The organism is Neobacillus sp. BF23-41 (assembly GCF_041106275.1).
The window spans coordinates 1-1,580 of the sequence record NZ_JBGBPR010000087.1 but is presented as its reverse complement, the minus strand read 5'-3'; the positions used below and the strand labels follow the sequence as shown (position 1 = coordinate 1,580).

General features: G+C 33.0%; 1 protein-coding gene. It reads right to left on the bottom strand.

The window, feature by feature from the left end; translation table 11 throughout:
- Positions 1-623: 623 nt before the first annotated feature.
- Positions 624-1,178, bottom strand: coding sequence for a hypothetical protein (locus tag AB7942_RS30460; protein WP_369449785.1), 555 nt, complete (start codon positions 1,176-1,178; stop codon positions 624-626).
- Positions 1,179-1,580 lie beyond the last annotated feature (402 nt).

Genomic DNA, 1,580 nt, shown 5'->3' with positions numbered 1-1,580 from the left:
CCAAATACTAAAACAAACAATATTGTAAAAAGAACATAATAAAATATTTTCTTTTTTTTCATAATGCAATTACCTCCAAAAGCATAGAGCAGTGTACTTTAAAAATGAATTAACAATTAATTATACCTGATTTATTGTGTTGGAAATTAGGGAGATTTTTGCCTATTTACATAGAATTTCAGAGTATCCTTCTTCAACTATCCTGCTCCTGTAGTTTAAGTGAATAATTTCACTAAATAGTTTGATAAAATTCATTTATCTCATTTTTTTGTGATTTTATTGGGTCAGTAAATCCGGATTGTTTTATAACAAAGAACCAAGTCTAATACTAGGAAATAACTGCCAGGAAGAATATATTAATATATAAAAGTGCTAGGTAAGCAAAAAAAAATCCCGCATTAAGGGATTTTTCACTATCGACTCCCCTTCAAAGGGGAAGAGGAAAAACTTGAATCACACCAAACACATTTACAATGGAAACCTGAGAAACATTTGAAAAAGAAATCCAGATGAAATCGCCGCCATCTAAGGAAATGATCCTTGTGATCTAAACGATCCCTATTCAAATCTCTCTTAAAGAATGCATTCAATTTTGAAGGGGTACGACTATTGCTTGCTCCTTTTCATCCTTTCGGAAATCTAATCATAAGAAATTCATTTTTTATTCCAAGTCTGCCTTTATTGATGAAACCATATCTTTCAAAAATTGGCACATTCCCTTCGATTTCAGTCCATAAAGAAATTGGGATACGCATACTGTCGGAAATTCCAAGTAATTCTTTCACAGCTTTGTAGCCTTCCCCTTTTTCAGCAGAATCAATGTTTACTAATTCAATAACACGTGCATATCCATCATAATAATCCTTTAATTCCTCATTTGGTGTGGAAAATGAAACGATCATTAAAGCTTTTAGATTCCGTTTTAATAAACCAAAAGCGGTATTCCGTCTACCCATATGGTAATAGTCGCCCGAAGTCATTTCTTCAATCCATCTTAGGAATTGTTTTTCCATTCTGTCCGGGATTCTACCAATCAGTTGTTTTAATTCGAAGCGCATAGCTTTCTGGCTTCCTTTTACGCCTTTAATTGCAAAAGGAGTATTAATAAACTTCAAAAATTCTTGATGGGATACTTCTGTTTCTGTCATCAAATGATCACTTTTCCGAATTTCACTCATAATTTTCACAGCCCTCCTGAGATGTAGTTCTTTCTTTAGCGCCCACTATTCTTACAAGGGCAGCCTACAAGCGGAACAAAAAAAGTAGCAGGACAATCCTACCTCATATCAATCTATGCGCATTTCTTTATTTATATGTAAACAATGATATTGATCGTTAATTAAAGGTGAGCAAGTTTTATTATAATATGTGCAGGGTTATCAGTCCTTTTTACAAAATTTATTGATTTGAATAACACAAAAAGAAGATCGTCACAGCGATCAATCTTTAACTATTGCACCCGTTACTTTAAGTACATTTCTTCACAAACTCTATTTTTTCAATCCAACTAAACACCAATCTTACCAGTAATCCAACCTTCAATAAAATGTTTTAATGAAGCTGCAACCCAGGTTCGACTA